At 71.1% G+C, this 18,293-nt stretch carries 13 protein-coding genes; 8 read left to right on the top strand and 5 right to left on the bottom strand.

Annotated features, from left to right (window positions below; all coding sequences use genetic code 11):
* Positions 1–186: 186 nt before the first annotated feature.
* Both ACF1BH_RS09015 and ACF1BH_RS09010 read right to left on the bottom strand, forming a co-directional pair.
* Positions 187–1,122, bottom strand: a complete 936-nt coding sequence (locus tag ACF1BH_RS09015) for a tRNA (adenine-N1)-methyltransferase (RefSeq protein WP_391641764.1) — start codon at positions 1,120–1,122, stop codon at positions 187–189.
* A 101-nt stretch (positions 1,123–1,223) separates the two neighbouring features.
* Positions 1,224–2,669, bottom strand: a complete 1,446-nt coding sequence (locus ACF1BH_RS09010) for a site-2 protease family protein (protein ID WP_391641763.1) — start codon at positions 2,667–2,669, stop codon at positions 1,224–1,226.
* Positions 2,670–2,724: 55 nt separating this feature from the next.
* Between ACF1BH_RS09010 and ACF1BH_RS09005 the strand changes: the two genes are divergently transcribed.
* Positions 2,725–3,774, top strand: coding sequence for a RecB family exonuclease (locus ACF1BH_RS09005; RefSeq protein ID WP_391641762.1), 1,050 nt, complete (start codon positions 2,725–2,727; stop codon positions 3,772–3,774).
* Between the two features lie 43 nt (positions 3,775–3,817).
* The gene (locus tag ACF1BH_RS09000; RefSeq protein WP_030284178.1) at positions 3,818–4,489 is read left to right on the top strand and encodes a response regulator transcription factor; all 672 of its coding nucleotides are present in this window, start codon (positions 3,818–3,820) and stop codon (positions 4,487–4,489) included.
* Between the two features lie 96 nt (positions 4,490–4,585).
* On the opposite strand, the gene ACF1BH_RS08995 is transcribed toward ACF1BH_RS09000, so the two are convergent.
* The 3 genes from ACF1BH_RS08995 to metH form a co-directional block, all read right to left on the bottom strand.
* On the bottom strand, positions 4,586–6,193 hold the full coding sequence (locus tag ACF1BH_RS08995; protein ID WP_391641761.1) for an ABC transporter substrate-binding protein: 1,608 nt from the start codon (positions 6,191–6,193) through the stop codon (positions 4,586–4,588).
* A gap of 374 nt (positions 6,194–6,567) precedes the next feature.
* Entirely contained in the window at positions 6,568–7,269 is a 702-nt protein-coding gene (locus tag ACF1BH_RS08990) for an HAD family hydrolase (protein ID WP_391641760.1), read from the bottom strand.
* A 170-nt stretch (positions 7,270–7,439) separates the two neighbouring features.
* A complete protein-coding gene (metH, locus tag ACF1BH_RS08985) occupies positions 7,440–10,958 on the bottom strand; it encodes a methionine synthase (RefSeq protein WP_391641759.1) in 3,519 nt (1,172 codons plus the stop codon).
* Positions 10,959–11,193: 235 nt separating this feature from the next.
* Between metH and ACF1BH_RS08980 the strand changes: the two genes are divergently transcribed.
* The 6 genes from ACF1BH_RS08980 to ACF1BH_RS08955 all read left to right on the top strand — a co-directional run bounded on the left by ACF1BH_RS08980 (position 11,194) and on the right by ACF1BH_RS08955 (position 18,181).
* Positions 11,194–11,958, top strand: a complete 765-nt coding sequence (locus tag ACF1BH_RS08980; RefSeq protein ID WP_391641758.1) for an IclR family transcriptional regulator — start codon at positions 11,194–11,196, stop codon at positions 11,956–11,958.
* A 227-nt stretch (positions 11,959–12,185) separates the two neighbouring features.
* On the top strand, positions 12,186–12,974 hold the full coding sequence (locus tag ACF1BH_RS08975; protein ID WP_391641757.1) for an MIP/aquaporin family protein: 789 nt from the start codon (positions 12,186–12,188) through the stop codon (positions 12,972–12,974).
* 49 nt (positions 12,975–13,023) lie between these two features.
* Positions 13,024–14,574, top strand: coding sequence for a glycerol kinase GlpK (glpK, locus tag ACF1BH_RS08970; protein ID WP_391641756.1), 1,551 nt, complete (start codon positions 13,024–13,026; stop codon positions 14,572–14,574).
* Positions 14,575–14,577: 3 nt separating this feature from the next.
* Positions 14,578–16,182, top strand: a complete 1,605-nt coding sequence (locus ACF1BH_RS08965; protein WP_391641755.1) for an FAD-dependent oxidoreductase — start codon at positions 14,578–14,580, stop codon at positions 16,180–16,182.
* 176 nt (positions 16,183–16,358) lie between these two features.
* Positions 16,359–17,093, top strand: a complete 735-nt coding sequence (locus tag ACF1BH_RS08960) for a FadR/GntR family transcriptional regulator (protein WP_391641754.1) — start codon at positions 16,359–16,361, stop codon at positions 17,091–17,093.
* Between the two features lie 128 nt (positions 17,094–17,221).
* Positions 17,222–18,181 carry a PAC2 family protein gene (locus ACF1BH_RS08955; RefSeq protein ID WP_391641753.1) on the top strand — a complete coding sequence of 320 codons (960 nt, stop codon included), beginning with the start codon at positions 17,222–17,224 and terminating at the stop codon, positions 18,179–18,181.
* The last annotated feature ends 112 nt before the right edge of the window (positions 18,182–18,293 follow it).

Here is an 18,293-nt window from a genome sequence, read left to right as displayed (position 1 = left end):
AACTCCTGTGAAGTGCTGTGGCGGTGGGAGTGCCCAGCATCGTTCCACAGGACGGGGTGCCGAGGAACCAGCGGGACCCGAGTTTCACGCCGGGAACACACCGGAAACGATAGAGCGCCGCCGACGGTTCCCCTGAAGGGGAACTCGTCGGCGGCGCCCGGTTGTTCGGTGGCCGGAAGCCCGCTGTCAGCCGCGCGCGGCGGCGGAGCCGGAGGCGTCCTTGGCGGCGCCGCCCGAGGCGGAGCCGGGGCCGGTGTAGTCGTCGCCGTACGCGCCCTTGGCGGGGCGGCGGCGGCGCAGCGGGGGCTCGACGCCGTCGGCGAGGCGACGGGCGGTGAGCAGGAAGCCGGTGTGGCCGATCATGCGGTGGTCCGGGCGGACGGCCAGGCCCTCGACGTGCCAGGTGCGGACCATGGTCTCCCAGGCCGACGGCTCGTTGAAGGTGCCGTGCTCGCGGATCGCCTCGACGGTGCGTGCCAGCTGCGTGGTCGTGGCGACGTACGCGCAGAGGATGCCGCCGGGGACGAGCGCCTTGGAGACGGCCTCCAGGCACTCCCAGGGGGCGAGCATGTCCAGGATGACGCGGTCGACGTCGGTGTCGGAGAGGTTGTCCTGGAGGTCGCCGACGGTGAGCGTCCACGCGGGGTGCGGACCGCCGAAGTACCGCTCGACGTTCTGCGTGGCGATGTCGGCGAAGTCGGCGCGGCGCTCGTAGGAGTGCAGCATTCCCTGGTCACCGATGGCGCGGAGCAGGAAGCTGCTCAGCGAGCCGGATCCCACCCCCGCCTCGACGACGCGGGCGCCGGGGAAGATGTCGGCCATCGCCAGGATCTGCCCCGCGTCCTTGGGGTAGACCACGGCGGCGCCGCGGGGCATGGACAGGACGTAGTCGGGGAGCAGCGGGCGCAGCGCGAGGTAGGCGACGTTCCCGGTGGTACGGACAACACTGCCCTCGGGAGCACCGATCAGCTCGTCGTGGGGGAAGGCTCCCTTGTGGGTGTGGAAGCTCTTGCCCTCTTCGAGCGTGAAGGTGTAGTGGCGTCCCTTGGGATCGGTGAGCTGGACCTGGTCCCCGACCTTGAAGGGCCCGCGACGGCGGGCGGCACCGGTCGGTTCGGACATGTGACCAGCCTACCGGCCCCAGGACGTGCCCCGGACCAGCGGGCGCCCGGCGGCGGGACCGGGGAGCCCCGGGCGGGCCCCCGGGCCCCGGTGCGCGGCGGTCAGGAGTGGCGGGCCATGGCGGTGACGAAGGCGCGCTCGACGTCGGCGGCGGAGAGCACGCCGTAGATCTCTCCGGTCTCCTCGACGACGAGGTACTCGCTGGCCGGCGTGGTGCGGAGGTGTTCCAGCAGCTCCTCGCCGGAGAGATCGACGGGGACGCGCATGCCCTCCTTGAGGTCCTGGGCGAGCGTGCCGACCGCCACCCAGGGGCGGCGGTGCTCCGGTACGCCCACGATGGCGGCCTCGCGGACGATGCCGGTGGGCCCGCCCTCGGGGTCGACGACGACGAGGGCGCGGGCCCCCGCGTCGTTGGCGCGGCGCAGCGCCTCGGCGAGCGAGGTGTCGGGCGGGGTGGGCGCGGCGCGGCGGGTGAGGGCCCGGGCGCCGAGGTCGGGGAGGCGTTCGCGCAGGCGGGCCATGCGCAGGCTGTTGCCCGCGCCGGTCCAGATGATGGCGGCGAGGACGGCGGCGAGCAGGGCGTCGGTCAGGGAGTCCGTGCCGGTGATGTCGGCGGGCGGGCGGCCGAGCGCGCCGGAGTGGGTCAGCAGCGGCAGGCCGATGAGGACCGTGACGGCGAGCGCGCGGCCCACCCAGGCGGCGGCGACGGTGCCGCTCATGGGGCGGCCGGTGATCTTCCAGACGACGGCGCGCAGCATCCGGCCGCCGTCCAGGGGCAGGCCGGGCAGGAGGTTGAAGACCGCCACGATGAGGTTGGAGATCATCAGGCCCGCCATCAGGACGCCGGGGACGGTGCGCGGCTCGACCAGCATCATGCCGCCGTAGAAGACGCCGGCCAGGACCAGGGAGAGCAGCGGGCCCACGAAGGCGAGGACGAATTCCCGGCCGGGGGTCTCGGTCTCCTTCTCGATCTCCGAGACGCCGCCGAAGAACTGCAGCTGGATGCGGCGCACCGGCAGTTTGAAGCGGAGGGCGGCGACGGTGTGCGCCAGCTCGTGGACGAGGACGGACGCGTAGAAGGCGACCGCGAAGAAGAGCGAGACGAGGTAGCGGGCGGCGCCCAGCTCCGGCAGGACCTGTTCGAGCTGACCGCCGAAGACCCAGGTGATCAGCGCGGCGACGAGGAACCAGCTGGGGGCGACGTAGACGGGCACGCCGAAAGGGCGGCCCATCAGGATGCCGCCGCCGGTGCCCTTGCGGCGGACGGGCTTCGGAGCCTTGCCGCCCGGGCCGTGCGGGCCGGTCCCGGGGTCCCGGCGCGGCTCGGCCGGCCGGTTCGGCCGAGGCTCCTCGGGGCCCTGCGGCTCCTTGGGGTCCTGCGGCTTCCCGCTGTCGTCCACGGCGTCCCCTCGTCGGAATTGCGGCCTTCGCACCTGCTCGGTCCGATCGTTTCGGACGTTTCGATCGTGCAGGGCAAAGGGGTTCTGCCGTCGATGGTATGCCGAGCCACCGTCGCGGATCCGTTGCGGGGCCGTCGCCGGTGCCATGGCGGCGGGCTGCGGCGGGAGGCGTTGTCAGTGGCGGGCCGTAGGGTCGGGTGTCATGGGAACGAGCACCGAGAACGCCGGGCAGGGCGCACCGCACGGACCGCGCGCGCAGGAGGCGGCGGACGGACCGGCGACACCGTCGGCGGGCGGAGCGGACGGAGCCGGGCAGGGCGCGGCGGCGGACGGGCCGCGGGCGGCGGCGATCGGGCCGCAGCCGGGGCCCGTGGACGCGCCGGCCGCGGCCACCGGAGCGCCGGTGGCGGAGCCCGCGCGGTCGGGGTGCCCCGGGCCGCCGGTGGCGCTGTCGCCGTCGCGGGCGAGCGATTTCCTGCAGTGCCCGCTGCTCTACCGCTTCCGGGTGATCGACAAGCTGCCGGAGAAGCCCAGCCCGGCGGCGACGCGGGGCACGGTGGTCCACGCCGTGCTGGAGCGGCTGTTCGACGCGCCCGCGGCGGAGCGTACGGCGGGCGGCGCGCGGGCGATGGTCGCCGGGGAGTGGGAGAAGCTGCTGGCCAAGCGGCCGGAGCTGGCGGAGCTGTTCGCCGACGACCCGGCGGGCGAGAAGCTGGCGGGCTGGCTGGCTGACGCCGAGGCTCTGGTGGAGCGGTGGTTCACGCTGGAGGATCCGACCCGCCTGGAGCCGGCCGAGCGGGAGCTGTACGTCGAGACGGTGCTGGAGTCGGGGCTGCAGCTGCGCGGCTTCATCGACCGGGTGGACGTCGCGCCGACCGGCGAGGTCCGGATCGTCGACTACAAGACCGGCAAGGCGCCGCGGCCGCGGTTCGCCGAGGGCGCGCTGTTCCAGATGAAGTTCTACGCGCTGGTGGTGTGGCGGCTGCGCGGGGTGGTGCCGCGGCGGCTCCAGCTCGTCTATCTGGGCAGCGGCGACATCATCACGTACGACCCGGGTGAGAGCGAACTGCTGGCCGTGGAGCGGAAGTTGCTGGCGCTGTGGGACGCGATCAAGGAGGCCACGGCGACGGGCGACTGGCGGCCGCGGCCGACGAAGCTGTGCGGCTGGTGCGACCACCAGGCGCACTGCCCGGAGTTCGGCGGCACTCCCCCGGTGTATCCGCTGGAGATCCGCCCGGCGGACGGCGCGTAGCCCGAGCAGGGCAGAATGGAGCCGGTCCAACAAAGGAGAAGTGGTGGCAATCCGCGTCCTGCTGGTCGATGACCAGCCGCTGCTGCGTACGGGCTTCCGGATGATCCTGGAGGCCGAGCAGGATCTGGCGGTCGTCGGCGAGGCCGGTGACGGCCTCCAGGCGCTGGAGCAGGTCCGGGCGCTCCAGCCCGATGTGGTGCTGATGGACATCCGCATGCCGCGGATGGACGGCGTGGAGGCGACGCGCCAGATCACCGGCCCGGCGAAGGACGGCCCGGCGAAGGTGCTGGTCCTGACCACCTTCGATCTGGACGAGTACGTCGTCGAGGCGCTGCGCGCGGGCGCCAGCGGCTTTCTGCTCAAGGACGCCCCGGCCCATGAGCTGGTGCAGGCGATCCGGGTGGTGGCCGCGGGCGAGGCGATGCTGGCGCCGAGCATCACGCGCCGGCTGCTCGACAAGTACGCCGGGCATCTGCCGTCCGGCGAGGAGCCGGTGCCGGACACCCTGGACACCCTCACCGACCGCGAGGTGGAGGTGCTGAAGCTGGTCGCGCGCGGCCTGTCGAACGCCGAGATCGCCGCGGACCTCTTCGTGAGCGAGACGACGGTCAAGACCCATGTGGGCCATGTGCTGACCAAGCTGGGCCTGCGCGACCGCGTACAGGCCGCCGTCTACGCGTACGAGAGCGGGCTGGTGCGCCCCGGCGCCCAGTAGCGGCGCGGGCCCCGGTGCGGGGCGGCGCGGAACGGCCGGAGGGGCCGGTCCGGGAGACTGCTCCCGGACCGGCCCCTCCTTGTGGTGTGCCGTGCGTCAGTCGGAGACGCCGCGGCCCAGCTCCCAGATCTGCAGCGCCGAGGAGGAGTTGAGCGCCCACTCCACGCCGGTGATGTCGTCACGGGCGGCGACGTACTGCTTGCCCTGCCACAGCGGGAGGATCGGCACGTCGTCGGCGAGGATGTCCTGGATCTCCTTGAAACCGTTGCCCGCGGCGTTGCGGTCGGTCTCCTGGCGGGTGGCGGGGATCAGCTGCGTCTCGATCTTCGCGTTGCGGTAGGGCGAGTTGAGGAAGTTGCCCTTGCCGAGGAACGGGCCGATGTAGTTGTCGGCGTCCGGGATGTCGGGGAACCAGCCCATGCCGTAGACGGCGTACTTGCCGTTGGAGGAGTCGGTGCGGAACTGCTGCCAGTTGTCGACGCCCTTGATGTCGACGTCGAACAGCTTGCTGTCGTTGAACTGCTGCTTCAGCGCCGCGAACTCCTTGGCGGTGCTGGCGCCGTAGTGGTTCTCGGTGTACGTCAGCGTCACCTTCACCGGGGTGTGGACGTTCGCCTGCTCCAGGATCTGGCGGGCGGCCGGGACGCTGGGGTTCCCGTACTTGGTGAAGAAGGAGTTGATGTGGCCGGTGAGGCCGGTCGGCACCAGGGAGTACAGCGGGTCGCCGACGTAGGAGTAGACGTCGCGCAGGATCTGCGAGCGGTTGACGAGCTGCGCCATCGCCTGGCGGACGGCCGGGTTGGAGACCGACGGGTCCTTGGTGTTGAAGGCGAGGTAGCGGATCTCCTGGCCGGGCATCTCCTGGAGGGTGATGTGCTCGTTCCGGGAGTTCTGCAGGCCCTTGACCTGAGCGGGCGACAGCCCACGGTTCATCAGGTCGATCTGGCCCTTGCGCAGCGCCTTCTCCATCGCGGAGGAGCTGGGGAAGAACCGCATCTCGACCTTGTCGTTCAGCGGCTTCACCGCGCCCTTGTAGCCCGGGTTCCGGCTGAAGACGATCTTGTTGATGTGCTCGCCGCTGTGCTCGGCCTTGAGCGTGTACGGGCCGGAGCCGACGAGCTCGAAGCCGCTGTAGAGGCGGTCGGCGGGGTACACCTGGTGGTCGACGATGCCGGCGGCCGGGGTGGTGAGCTTCTGCGGGAAGGTCGCGTCCGGCTTCTTGAGGTGGAAGACCACCTCGGTGTCGCTGGGCGTCTCGACCTTGTCGATGTCGTTGACCAGCGTGCCCGGACCGTTGGCGTAGTTGATCTTCTGGACGCGGTCGATGGAGAACTTCACGTCCTGCGCGGTGAGCGCGTGACCGTTGGAGAACTTCAGGTCGCTGCGCAGGGTGCACCGGTACTGCTCGTTCCGCGTGTCGCGGAAACCGCAGGTCTTGGCCGCCTCGGGCACCGGCGTGGTGCCGGTTCTGGGCAGGCGCAGCAGCGTCTGGAGGGTGCCGCGCAGCACGTTCATCGCGTCGACGTCGTACGCCTGCGCCGGGTCGAACGGAGCGGGGGCATCCTTGGTGGCCTCCATCTGCGTGGCGACCCCGACGACGATGGGATCGCCACTCCCGCCCGCGCCGTCCGGCCCGCCACAGGCCGCGAGTACGGGGGCGAGCAGACCGGCCAGAGCCGGCAGCACCAAGGTCTTGCGATTCATCGTCGGCAGGTTCCTTATCAGCGCAGAGGTGTTGCTCGCGTCGACATTAGTAGGAACAGCCATCGCGTCCGGGCCGCAACGGAGTTGCCGTTATAGGGACACCGGATAACAGCACATCGATCTCCGATTACCGGACGCCGGAACGAACTACACGTCACCCCATGAATCCGGACACTTACCCCCGCGCTTCAGGTCTTCACGCCCCTCTGGAACGCCCGTCGGGACACCTGTCGACACCGGGGCGCGTGAGAAACGTCACGCGCCCCGGTGGCAGCGGGAATGCGGGAATTCAGCCAGGGTATACGTCACGGAAAATGAGCGAACCGCTGCCCTGAGTTCCGTCCGCTTTCCCTGAGGAACGCTCAGTGCACGCGTCAATTGCTTTCCGTGATGAGGGCCCGGAGAAAAGAAAGATCAACTTCTTCGAGTGACCGGACGACGGTCCGTCCCGCGGCGGGCGGCACCGGCACCACCGACGGCACGGCGACGACCCGGCACCCGGCCGCCTCGCCCGCGCGCACCCCCGTGAGGGTGTCCTCCACCACCGCGCACCGCGCCGGATCGACGCCCAGCCGGGCGGCGGCGGTGAGGTACGGGTCCGGGTGCGGCTTGGTGCGTTCCAGTTCGTCACCGGCGAGCGTCAGATGGAAGTTGGCCGGGCCCAGGGAGTGCAGCATGCGGTCGATGATGGTGCGGTGCGAGGCGGAGACCAGGGCCGTGGGGACGCCGTGGGCGGCCAGCTCGGCCAGCAGCCGGCGGGCGCCGGGCATCAGCGGCACGCCGCGGCCGATCCGGGCGGCGAAACGGGCGTTGAGCAGGCCGCTCAGCTCCGGCAGGCCGATCTGGGCGCCGGTGGCCTGAATCAGATATCCGGCGCTGCGGGTCATGGGGCCGCCGACGACGACCTCGCGGTGGGTGTCGTTGAGGACGTGGCCCAGTTCGGCGAAGACCTCGGACTCCGCCTCCCACCAGAACCCCTCGGTGTCGACGAGCGTGCCGTCCAGGTCGAGGAAGACTGCCTGGAGGGCGGTGCCCTTCGCCGCCCGGGAGTCGGCCGCGGGGATGCTGCTGGTCATCCGTCCACCTCCGTGAGGACGTCCCCTGGGGGACAAAAGGGCCGGCCACCGCCCCGGAGTGGGGTGCTGACCGGCCGCTACCGGACCGACCAGTGTACGACTGTGCGGGCCGGTACGGGGGTGAAGCGGAACGGGCCGTCCGCCGTTCGGGCGACGGACGGCCCGGGGCCTCACCTGGCGTTGAAGTACTTCGCCTCGGGGTGGTGGATCACGATCGCGTCGGTGGACTGCTCGGGGTGGAGCTGGAACTCCTCGGAGAGCTGGACACCGATGCGCTCCGGCTGGAGGAGGTCGGCGATCTTCGCGCGGTCCTCCAGGTCGGGGCAGGCACCGTAGCCCAGGGAGAAGCGGGCGCCGCGGTACTTCAGGGCGAACATGTCCTCGACGTCGGCCGGGTCCTCGCCGCCGAAGCCCAGCTCGGCGCGGACCCGGGCGTGCCAGTACTCGGCCAGCGCCTCGGCGAGCTGGACGGAGAGGCCGTGCAGTTCGAGGTAGTCGCGGTAGGAGTTGGCGGCGAAGAGCTTGGCGGTCTCCTCGCCGATGCGGGAGCCGACGGTGACGACCTGGAGGCCCACGACGTCGGTCTCGCCGGACTCCTCCGGGCGGAAGAAGTCCGCCAGGCACAGCCGGCGGCCGCGGCGCTGGCGGGGGAAGGTGAAGCGGGTGCGTTCGGTGCCGTCCTCGTGGAGCAGGATGAGGTCGTCGCCCTTGGAGACGCACGGGAAGTAGCCGTGGACGACGGCGGCTTCCAGCAGGTTCTCCGTCTGGAGCCGGTCGAGCCAGCCGCGCAGCCGCGGCCGTCCCTCGGTCTCCACCAGCTCCTCGTAGCTGGGGCCGTCGCCGGTGCGCGCCTGCTTGAGGCCCCACTGGCCCTTGAAGAGGGCGCCCTCGTCCAGCCAGGAGGCGTAGTCGGCGAGCTGGATGCCCTTGACGACGCGGGTGCCCCAGAACGGCGGGGCGGGGACCGGGTTGTCGGTCGCGACGTCGGAGCGGACCGAACCCTCCGGCTCCTCCACCGCCACGTCCGCGGTCTCGCGCCGGGGGACGCGGCGCTGCTTCAGCTCGGGCAGGGTGGCGCCCGGGACGCCGCGCTTGACGGCGACCAGCGCGTCCATCAGGCGCAGCCCCTCGAACGCGTCGCGGGCGTAGCGGACCTCGCCGTCGTAGATCTCGTGGAGGTCCTGTTCGACGTAGGCGCGGGTGAGGGCGGCGCCGCCGAGGATGACCGGGTAGTCGGCGGCCATCTTGCGCTGGTTCAGCTCCTCCAGGTTCTCCTTCATGATCACCGTGGACTTGACCAGCAGGCCGGACATGCCGATGACGTCGGCGCGGTGCTCCTCGGCGGCTTCCAGGATCGCGGCGACCGGCTGCTTGATGCCGAGGTTGACGACGTTGTAGCCGTTGTTGGAGAGGATGATGTCGACGAGGTTCTTGCCGATGTCGTGGACGTCACCGCGGACGGTCGCCAGGACGATGGTGCCCTTGCCCGCGCCGTCGGCGTCGTCGACCTTCTCCATGTGCGGTTCGAGGTGGGCGACCGCGGTCTTCATGACCTCGGCGGACTGGAGGACGAACGGCAGCTGCATCTGGCCGGAACCGAAGAGTTCGCCGACGACCTTCATGCCCTCCAGGAGGGTGTTGTTGACGATGTCGAGGGCGGGGGTGGAGCGCAGCGCCTCGTCGAGGTCGGCCTCCAGGCCGTTCTTCTCGCCGTCGATGATGCGGCGGGCCAGCCGCTCCTCCAGCGGCAGCGCGGCCAGCTCCTCGGCCTTGCCGGCCTTGAGGGACTTGGTGTCGACGCCCTCGAAGAGCGCCATGAGCTTCTGCAGCGGGTCGTAGCCCTCGGCGCGGCGGTCGTAGATGAGGTCGAGGGCGCAGTTGACCTGCTCGTCGTCGAAGCGGGCGATCGGCAGGATCTTGCTGGCGTGCACGATCGCCGAATCCAGTCCGGCCTTGACGCACTCGTCGAGGAAGACGGAGTTGAGGAGGATGCGGGCGGCCGGGTTGAGGCCGAAGGAGATGTTGGACAGGCCCAGGGTGGTCTGCACGTCCGGGTGACGGCGCTTCAGCTCCCGGATGGCCTCGATGGTGGCGATGCCGTCCTTGCGGGACTCCTCCTGGCCGGTGCAGATGGTGAAGGTGAGGGTGTCGATGAGGATGTCGGACTCGCGTACGCCCCAGTTGCCGGTCAGGTCGGCGATGAGGCGCTCGGCGATGGCGACCTTGTGCTCGGCGGTGCGGGCCTGGCCCTCCTCGTCGATGGTCAGCGCGATGAGCGCCGCGCCGTGCTCGGCGGCGAGGGCGGTGACCTTGGCGAAGCGGGACTCGGGGCCGTCGCCGTCCTCGTAGTTGACGGAGTTGATGACGGCGCGGCCGCCCAGCTTCTCCAGTCCGGCGCGGAGGACCGGCAGTTCGGTGGAGTCCAGGACGATGGGGAGGGTGGAGGCGGTGGCGAAGCGGCCGGCCAGCTCCTCCATGTCGGCGACGCCGTCGCGTCCGACGTAGTCGACGCAGAGGTCGAGCATGTGGGCGCCCTCGCGGATCTGCTCGCGGGCCATCTCCACGCAGTCGTCCCAGCGGCCGGCCAGCATCGCCTCGCGGAACTTCTTCGAACCGTTGGCGTTGGTCCGCTCGCCGATCGCGAGGTACGAGGTGTCCTGCCGGAAGGGGACGGTCTGGTAGAGGGAGGCGGCGCCGGGCTCGGGGCGCGGCTCGCGGGGCGACGGGGTCAGACCGCGGACCCGCTCGACGACCTGACGCAGGTGCTCGGGGGTGGTGCCGCAGCAGCCGCCGACGAGGGAGAGGCCGTACTCGCCGACGAACGTCTCCTGCGCGTCGGCGAGCTCACCGGCGGTCAGCGGGTAGTGGGCGCCGTCCTTGCCCAGGACCGGCAGACCGGCGTTGGGCATGCAGGCGAGCGGGACGCGGGAGTGGCGGGCGAGGTAGCGCAGGTGCTCGCTCATCTCGGCGGGGCCGGTGGCGCAGTTGAGGCCGATCATGTCGATGCCGAGCGGCTCCAGCGCGGTGAGCGCGGCGCCGATCTCGGAGCCGAGCAGCATGGTGCCGGTGGTCTCGACGGTGACGGAGCAGATGACCGGGAGCTTCGTGCCGGTGGCGGCCAGGGCGCGGCGGGCGCCGAGGATGGCGGCCTTCGTCTGGAGCAGGTCCTGGGTGGTCTCGACCAGCAGCGCGTCGGCGCCGCCCGCGATCATGCCCTCGGCGTTGCGCTGGTAGGCGTCGCGGAGGGTGGGGTACGGGGCGTGGCCGAGGGTGGGCAGCTTGGTGCCGGGGCCCATCGAGCCGAGGACCCAGCGCTGCTGCCCGGTCGAGGCCGTGTACTCGTCGGCGACCTCGCGGGCGATGCGGGCGCCCGCCTCGGAGAGTTCGAAGACGCGCTCGGGGATGTCGTACTCGGCCAGCGCGGCGAAGTTGGCGCCGAAGGTGTTGGTCTCCACGCAGTCGACGCCGACCGCGAAGTACTCCTCGTGCACCGAGCGGACGATGTCCGGACGGGTGATGTTGAGGACCTCGTTGCAGCCCTCCAGCTGCTGGAAGTCCTCCATCGACGGATCCTGCGCCTGCAGCATCGTGCCCATCGCCCCGTCGGCGACCACCACCCGCGAGGCCAGCGCCTCGCGGAAGGAATCGACGCGGGAGGCGCTGTCGGACGTGGACGTGTACGAGGCCATGGAGGTGCTCCCCTGGTTGCGACGGCTGTCGGCTTTGCGCCCCCGGTGGGCGGCGCACGTCGCCAGCCTAGCTGGCGGTCCGGTCCACGTGTCCTTCTGTTCCAGGGCCTGGACTCCGGATGGCCCGGAGCGGCGTACACCGGCCATGATCACAAGTGGACTCCGGCCCTCCCGCGGTTCGGCATCGACCGATATCGTTCAGCATTGTCGAACCGCGCATCTTGGAGGTTGTCCGATGGCACGCACCATCCAGTCGCTGGAGCGAGCCGCGGCGGTGCTGCGGCTGCTGGCCGGCGGGGAACGGCGGCTGGGGCTGTCCGACATCTCCTCCGCGATCGGCCTGGCCAAGGGCACCACCCACGGCATCCTGCGCACCCTCCAGCAGGAGGGGTTCGTCGAGCAGGACCCGGCGTCCGGCCGCTACCAGCTCGGCGCCGAACTGCTGCGCCTGGGCAACAGCTACCTCGACGTCCACGAGCTGCGGGCCCGCGCCCTCGTATGGACCGACGACCTGGCGCGCTCCAGCGGCGAGAGCGTCTACCTCGGCGTCCTGCACCAGCAGGGCGTCCTGATCGTGCACCACGTCTTCCGGCCGGACGACAGCCGCCAGGTCCTGGAGGTGGGCGCGATGCACCCGCTGTACAGCACCGCGCTGGGCAAGGTGCTGTGCGCGTACGACCCGGTGGCGCACAGTGAGGTCGCGGAGGTGGAGCGGGAGCCGCTCACCCCGCACACGGTGACCGGGGCGGACGCCTTCGAGAAGGCGCTGGAGCTGACCCGGGCGCGGGGGTGGGCCGTGGACGTGGAGGAGACCTGGGAGGGCGTGGCGTCGGTGGCCGCTCCGGTGCACGACCGGCGGCGGATGCCGGTGGGTTCGGTGGGCATCACCGGGGCCGTCGAGCGGGTGTGCCAGGACGGTGTGGTGCGGCCGGAAATCGTCGCTGCTGTCAGGGATTGCGCACGGGCTGTATCCAGGGACCTGGGCGCAGGCCGCTTCTGATCCGTATTGCCACCGCTTGTCCAGGTTAATTTTTCGCCACGGAACCCTTGACGCCGTTCAACAGGTGGACAAAACTGCCGTTCGTCGGTCGGCATTGTCGAACACCACACGACAATATTCGTTATGGTGGGCAATGCCGCGGGGCCGACCACAGCCCTCTCGGAGGGCGCGGACCACCGGAGACCCGGGGTTCGCCTTCCCCTGGACGAAGGACAAAGGAGTCGCGGGTGTCCAGCTCCGACATCTTCCTCAGCGAGACCATAGGTACCGCTGTTCTGATACTGCTCGGCGGTGGCGTCTGCGCCGCCGTCACCTTCAAGCGCTCCAAGGCGCACGCGGCCGGCTGGGTCGCCATCGCCTTCGGTTGGGGCTTCGCCGTACTCACGGGCGCGTACATCGCCGCCAAGTCCGGTGCGCACCTCAACCCCGCGGTGACCCTCGCCCTCGCGATCAAGGGCGGCACCGAGTGGAGCCAGGTACCGGTGTACTTCGCCGGTGAGCTGCTCGGCGCCATGATCGGCGCGGTGCTGGTCTGGCTGGCCTACTACGGGCAGTTCCGGGCGCACCTGTCGGACCCGGAGGTGCTGACCGCGCACAACGGTCAGGAAGGCATGGTGGACAAGGCCACCGCTCCCAAGGCGGGCCCCGTCCTCGGCATCTTCTCCACCGGTCCGGAGATCCGGAACGCAGTTCAGAACCTCGTGACCGAGATCATCGCCACCATCGTGCTCGTGCTGGCGATCCTCAACCTGGGTCTGAGCGACAACGGCAAGGGTGTCGGCCCGATCGGTTCGCTGCTGGTGGCGTTCGTCGTCGTCGGTATCGGTCTGTCCCTCGGTGGCCCGACCGGCTACGCGATCAACCCGGTCCGTGACCTGGGCCCGCGTATCGTGCACGCGCTGCTGCCGCTGCCGAACAAGGGCGGCTCCGACTGGGGCTACGCATGGATCCCGGTCGTCGGCCCGCTGATTGGCGGGGCCATCGCCGGTGGCATCTATCAGGTGGCCTTCGCCTGAGCCGCGTCCCCGTACCGACTCCGCCCGCACAGAATCACTGGAGCACACCATGAGCGACACCCCCTCCACCTCCTCCCACGGTCACGGTCCGTTCATCGCGGCCATCGACCAGGGCACGACCTCCAGCCGCTGCATCGTGTTCGACAAGGACGGCCGCATCGTGTCGGTCGACCAGAAGGAGCACGAACAGATCTTCCCCAAGCCCGGCTGGGTCGAACACGATGCCGCCGAGATCTGGACCAACGTCCAGCAGGTCGTGGCCGGCGCCGTCGCGAAGGCCGGCGTCACCGCCGACGACGTCAAGGCGATCGGCATCACCAACCAGCGCGAGACCACGCTGCTGTGGGACAGGCACACCGGTGAGCCGGTCCACAACGCCATCGTCTGGCAGGACACCCGCACCGACGCGCTCTGCAAGGAGCTGGGCCGCAACGTCGGCCAGGACCGCTTCCGCCGCGAGACCGGCCTGCCGCTGGCCTCGTACTTCGCGGGCCCGAAGATCCGCTGGCTGCTGGACAACGTCGAGGGGCTGCGCGAGCGCGCCGAGCGCGGCGACATCCTCTTCGGCACCATGGACTCCTGGGTCATCTGGAACCTCACCGGTGGCGTGAACGGCGGTGTGCACGTCACGGACGTCACCAACGCCTCGCGCACCCTGCTGATGAACCTCCACACGCTGGAGTGGGACGAGAAGATCCTCCAGTCGATCGGCATCCCCGCCGCCGTCCTCCCGGAGATCAAGTCCTCCGCCGAGGTCTACGGCACCACCGCCGCCGGCGCCCTCGCCGGTGTCCCGGTCGCCTCCGCCCTCGGTGACCAGCAGGCCGCGCTCTTCGGCCAGACCTGCTTCTCGCAGGGTGAGGCCAAGTCCACGTACGGCACCGGCACCTTCATGCTGATGAACACCGGCAACCAGCCGGTGAACTCGTACAACGGGCTGCTGACCACGGTCGGCTACCGCATCGGCGACCAGGACGCGGTCTACGCGCTGGAAGGCTCCATCGCCGTCACCGGTTCGCTGGTGCAGTGGATGCGCGACCAGATGGGCCTGATCAACTCCGCCGCGGAGATCGAGACGCTGGCCTCCACCGTCGACGACAACGGCGGCGCGTACTTCGTCCCGGCCTTCTCCGGCCTGTTCGCCCCCTACTGGCGCTCCGACGCGCGCGGTGTGATCGCGGGCCTGACCCGCTACGTCACCAAGGCGCACATCGCCCGCGCCGTTCTTGAGGCCACCGCCTGGCAGACCCGCGAGATCACCGACGCCATGACGAAGGACTCCGGCGTCGAGCTGACCGCACTCAAGGTCGACGGCGGTATGACCTCCAACAACCTGCTGATGCAGACCATCTCGGACTTCCTGGACGCGCCGGTGGTGCGCCCGATGGTCGCCGAGACGACCTGCCTCGGCGCTGCCTACGCGGCCGGTCTGGCCGTCGGCTTCTGGTCCAGCACCGACGAGCTGCGCGCCAACTGGCGCCGGGCCGCCGAATGGACCCCCCGGATGGATGCGGCCACCCGTGACCGCGAGTACAAGAGCTGGCTCAAGGCAGTGGAACGCTCCATGGGCTGGCTCGACGACGACACTGTCGAGGAGTAATTGATGAGCACCCTGCAGAGCGTCCCGGCACTCGGGACGCACCCGGCCGACGGTTCGACCCCGAGCCGCGCCGAAACCCGGGAACAGCTGTCCAAGGCGACGTACGACCTCCTGGTGATCGGTGGCGGCATCCTGGGCATCTCCACTGCCTGGCACGCCGCGCAGGCCGGACTGCGGGTGGCCCTGGTGGACGCCGGCGACTTCGCCGGCGCCACCTCCTCCGCCTCCTCCAAGCTGCTCCACGGCGGCCTGCGCTACCTGCAGACCGGCGCCGTGAAGCTGGTGGCGGAGAACCACTTCGAGCGGCGTGCGGTCTCCCGTGAGGTGGCGCCGCACCTCGCCAACCCCCTCACCTTCTACCTGCCCGTCTACAAGGGCGGCCCGCACGGCGCGGCCAAGCTCGGCGCCGGTGTCTTCGCCTACTCCGCGCTCTCCGCGTTCGGCGACGGCGTCGGCCACGTCATATCGCCGGCCAAGGCCCAGCGCGACGTGCCGGAGCTGCGGACCGACAACCTCAAGGCCGTCGCGGTCTACGGCGACGACCAGATGAACGACGCCCGCATGGCGCTGATGACCGTCCGCGCCGCCGTCGCGGCCGGCGCCACGGTCCTCAACCACGCCGAGGTCACCGGGCTGCGCTTCACCCAGGGCCGGGTCACCGGTGCCGAGCTGAAGGACCGCACGGACGGCGAGGAGTTCGGCGTCAGCGCCCGCCTGGTCCTCAACGCGACCGGCCCGTGGGTGGACCACCTGCGCAAGATGGAGGACCCGAACGCGGCCCCCTCCATCCGCCTCTCCAAGGGCGCGCACCTGGTCCTCAAGCGCACCTCCCCCTGGAAGGCGGCGCTGGCCACCCCGATCGACAAGTACCGCATCACCTTCGCCCTCCCCTGGGAGGACATGCTGCTGCTCGGTACCACCGACGAGGAGTACGAGGGCGACCCGGCGGACGTCGCGGTCACCGAGAAGGACACCGCCCAGATCCTGGACGAGGCCGCCTTCTCCGTCCGTGACCAGCAGCTCTCGCGCGACCTGATCACCTACTCGTTCGCCGGTCTGCGGGTGCTGCCCGGCGGCCCGGGCGACACCTCCAAGGCCAAGCGCGAGACGGTCGTGACCGAGGGCAGCGGCGGCATGCTGTCCGTCGCGGGCGGCAAGTGGACGACCTTCCGCCACATCGGCCGTACGGTCATGAACAAGCTCGCCGCGCTCCCCGGCCACCCGCTGGCCGGTGACATGGAGCCGATCGCGCGCCTGCCGAAGAAGCTCCCGCTGCCCGGTATCGCCAACCCGAACGCGGTCGCCCACCGCCTGCTGGTCGACGGCACCGCCGACGGCCCGCAGATGGCCCCGGAGACCGCGCGCCACCTCGCCACGCACTACGGCTCGCTGTCGTTCGACATCGCGCGCCTGGCGAACGAGAACCCGGAGCTGGCCGAGCGCATCCACCCGGACGCGCCGGAGATCTGGGCGCAGGTCGCCTACGCCCGCGACCACGAGTGGGCCGAGACCGTGGACGACGTGCTGCGCCGCCGTACCACGCTGACCATCCGCGGCCTGGACACGGAGGACGTCCGCGCCAAGGTGAAGGGCATGCTCGAAGGCTGAGCCCGGAACGTACGCCGCGTGCGTACGGCCTGCCGGAGGGGCGGTTCCCGTAGGGGGCCGCCCCTCCGGCATGTGCGGGCACGAGGTGCGACGGCCGTCGGAGGCCGGGCCATAATGTCCCAGACATCGGATGTCTGGAGGCGGATGTCCGGCGGTTCCGAACGGGGAGGTCGGCCGTGGGGGTCACTGACGAGGCCATCGAGAAGATCAAGGGGATGATCGTCTCGGGGACGCTGCGGCCGGGCGACCGGCTGCCCAGGGAGAGCGAACTCGCCGCCGAGCTGGGCCTGTCCCGCAATTCGCTGCGCGAGGCGGTGCGGGCGCTGTCGCTGATCCGCATCCTCGACGTACGGCAGGGCGACGGTACCTACGTCACCAGCCTCGCCCCGCGGCTGCTGCTGGAGGCGCTGAGCTTCGTGGTCGACTTCCACCGCGACGACACGGTGCTGGAGTTCCTCGCCGTCCGCCGGATCCTGGAGCCCGCCGCCACCGCGATGGCCGCCGGACGGGTCGCCGCGCACGAACTCGACGCGCTGGAGGCCGGATTGGACGCGCTGGGCCCCGAGCCGTCGGAGGCCGAACTGGCCGCCGCTGACCTGGAGTTCCACCGGCGGATCGCGACCGCGTCCGGCAACTCCGTGCTCTGCGCGCTGCTGGAGGGCCTGTCGGGCCCGGCCACCCGGGCCCAGGTCCGGGGCGGACTGGCGCAACGAGACGCGGTGGCCCGGACGCTCGCCGAACACCGCGCGATCCTCACCGCGCTGCGCGCGGGCGACGCGGAGGCGGCGCGGGCGTGGGCGACGGTCCACCTCGCCGGGGTGGAGCAGCGGGTGCGGACGAGGGGGGTGACGGGGGCCGGCACCGGGCGCGGTGGCCCCGCGCTCGAAGGTCCTTCCGAACACCTCGGATGAATGAGCACTCATTCGTGCACAGGGGCTGCGGCCGGACGCCGTGGACCCCGTAGGCTGGGAGCGCACGTAAGGAAACGGGGTGCCGGTGGCCGCTCAGCGGCGGGACACCGGCCGGAAGGAGGCGCTGGGTGATCGAGCTGGAGGGTGTTCCCGAGCTGATCGACCCGGTGATGGTGGCCGCGTTCGAAGGCTGGAACGACGCCGGCGACGCCGCCTCCGCCGCGGTCGCTCATCTGCACCGGGAATGGCAGGGCAAGGTCTTCGCGGCGCTCGACGCCGAGGACTACTACGACTTCCAGGTCAACCGCCCGACCGTCTTCCTGGAGGACGGCGTCCGCAAGGTCACCTGGCCCACCACCCGGCTGTCGGTGGTCCGCATCGAGGACTCCGACGGCAAGGGCCGCCGCCGCGATCTGGTGCTGGTCCGCGGCATCGAGCCGAGCATGCGCTGGCGCTCGTTCTGCAACGAGATCCTCGGCTTCGCCCATGAGCTGGGCGTGGAGATGCTGGTGGTGCTCGGCGCGCTGCTCGGCGACACCCCGCACACCCGGCCGGTGCCGGTCAGCGGCGTCACCTCGGACACCGACCTGGCCACCCGCATGGATCTGGAGGAGTCCCGCTACGAGGGCCCCACCGGCATCGTCGGCATCCTCCAGGAGGCGTGCACCCACGCCGGGGTGCCGGCCGTCAGCCTCTGGGCAGCGGTGCCGCACTACGTCTCCCAGCCGCCCAACCCGAAGGCCAGCCTGGCGCTGCTCAACCGCCTGGAGGACCTGCTCGGCATCCGCATCCCCCAGGGCGAGCTGACCGAGGACGCCCGCGCCTGGCAGCTGGGCGTGGACCAGCTGGCGGCCGAGGACAGTGAGGTCGCCGAGTACGTCCAGACGCTGGAGGAGGCGCGGGACACCGCGGATCTGCCGGAGGCGTCCGGCGACGCCATCGCCCGGGAATTCGAGCGCTATCTGCGCCGCCGGGACCCGCAGACCGAATCCGGCCGCACCTGGCCCCGGCTCCCCAAGGAGGCCCGGGACCCGAAGGACGCCGGGAGCGAGCCGCCGGACGGGCCGGAGGCCGACGGCGGGCGGTAGCCCGCGGGAGAGCCACGGACGGGCGGGGCGGGACCGGAGCGGTCCGGCCCCGCCCGTCCGCGTACCCGGGTCTCCCCGTCGGCGCTCCGCACGCAAAAGGGGCGCCCCCGCC

Source organism: Streptomyces sp. NPDC014733 (assembly GCF_043083385.1).
Lineage (GTDB): Bacteria > Actinomycetota > Actinomycetes > Streptomycetales > Streptomycetaceae > Streptomyces.
Note: the sequence above shows the minus strand (reverse complement) of the source record. Positions and strands in the feature narration are given on the sequence as shown.

Bases quoted from the DNA above. Each gene is read 5' to 3' on its own strand.
- metH (WP_391641759.1), bottom strand. From the start codon at position 10,958: ATGGCCTCGTACACGTCCACGTCCGACAGCGCCTCCCGCGTCGATTCC.
- ACF1BH_RS09010 (WP_391641763.1), bottom strand. From the start codon at position 2,669: ATGGCACCGGCGACGGCCCCGCAACGGATCCGCGACGGTGGCTCGGCA.
- ACF1BH_RS09015 (WP_391641764.1), bottom strand. From the start codon at position 1,122: ATGTCCGAACCGACCGGTGCCGCCCGCCGTCGCGGGCCCTTCAAGGTC.
- ACF1BH_RS09005 (WP_391641762.1), top strand. From the start codon at position 2,725: ATGGGAACGAGCACCGAGAACGCCGGGCAGGGCGCACCGCACGGACCG.
- glpK (WP_391641756.1), top strand. From the start codon at position 13,024: ATGAGCGACACCCCCTCCACCTCCTCCCACGGTCACGGTCCGTTCATC.
- ACF1BH_RS08995 (WP_391641761.1), bottom strand. From the start codon at position 6,193: ATGAATCGCAAGACCTTGGTGCTGCCGGCTCTGGCCGGTCTGCTCGCC.
- ACF1BH_RS08990 (WP_391641760.1), bottom strand. From the start codon at position 7,269: ATGACCAGCAGCATCCCCGCGGCCGACTCCCGGGCGGCGAAGGGCACC.
- ACF1BH_RS08980 (WP_391641758.1), top strand. From the start codon at position 11,194: ATGGCACGCACCATCCAGTCGCTGGAGCGAGCCGCGGCGGTGCTGCGG.
- ACF1BH_RS08965 (WP_391641755.1), top strand. From the start codon at position 14,578: ATGAGCACCCTGCAGAGCGTCCCGGCACTCGGGACGCACCCGGCCGAC.